We start from the raw sequence: 1,243 nt of genomic DNA on the forward strand, positions 1-1,243 counted from the left end.
CTGGCCCTGGCGGATTTGCTAAAGCACTGAGAACCATTCCGGTCATTCTTGATATCTGTAAAGACATTGAAGAGTTGGCGCCAAACGCTTGGATGCTCAACTTTACGAACCCTGCTGGTCTCGTCTCAGAAGCGGTGAGTAAGCATACTAAAGTCAAAAGTATCGGCTTATGTAATGTACCCGTCTCAATGGAAATGATGATTGCAGAGATGATGGATTGCGAGCCCAAAGAGCTACAGTTGGAGTTTGCAGGTCTAAATCATCTGGTCTGGGTACACAAAGCGTGGCTGAAAGGCGAAGACATCACTCAAACCGTCTTAGAGAAAGTTGGAGATGGCGCTAACTTCAGTATGAAGAACATTTGGGAAGAACCGTGGGATCCGGCATTTCTAAAAGCGCTCGGTGCGATTCCTTGTCCTTATCATCGCTATTTTTACCAAACAGACGCTATGTTGGCAGAAGAAAAGCAGAGCGCAGGTGAAAAAGGGACTCGCGCAGAGCAAGTCATGGAAACCGAAAACGCATTGTTTAAGCTCTATCAAGATCCGAACTTAGACCACAAACCGAAAGAGTTGGAAGAGCGAGGGGGAGCGTATTACTCAGATGCGTCACTCAATCTCGTCGACTCTATTTATAACAACCGTAACAGCATTCATGTCGTAAACGTCTTAAACAACGGCGCGATCAATGGTCTACCGGATGACGCCGTGATTGAATGCAGTGCAGTGATTGGTAGTTGGGGAGCAAAACCACTTGCTGTTGGTGAGCTATCAAACAACATCAAAGGACTACTGCATCAAGTGAAAGCTTATGAGCAGTTGACGATAGAAGCCGCTGTTGAAGGTAACTACGACAAAGCATTAATGGCATTAACGAATAATCCTTTGGTGCCAGACATTGGTCGAGCGAAAGCGATATTGGATGAGCTGTTAGCGGTTAATGCGCCTTATTTGCCTCAATTTAAACTTACAGCGTTGTAATACTAAGGAAGAGCGTCAATGAAAGTCATTTTTAATGCGGACGATTTTGGTCTGACTCAAGGTGTTAATAACGGCATTGTAAAGTCCCATCAAGATGGTGTCGTGAAATCGACTACTATGATGGTAGGGATGGATGCCGAGCAGAAAGCAATCGAGTTAGCTCATCAAAATCCAGACTTAAAAATTGGCGTACATCTACGGTTTACAGCAGGTGCTCCTCTCACGGAGCACCCAAACTTAACCAATGGTAGAACGCATTTCGT

Annotated in this window: 2 protein-coding genes; both read left to right on the forward strand. The window is 45.1% G+C overall.

Translation table 11 applies throughout. The annotated features are described in order from the left end of the window. On the forward strand, positions 1–980 hold a 980-nt coding region (locus R7P67_RS24985), incomplete at its 5' end, for a 6-phospho-beta-glucosidase (protein ID WP_318086341.1). Between the two features lie 18 nt (positions 981–998). Then, positions 999–1,243, forward strand: a 245-nt coding sequence (locus tag R7P67_RS24990; protein WP_318086342.1) for a ChbG/HpnK family deacetylase, incomplete at its 3' end; no start/stop codon positions are given.

The sequence above is a fragment of the Vibrio sp. Vb0937 genome, assembly GCF_033338855.1.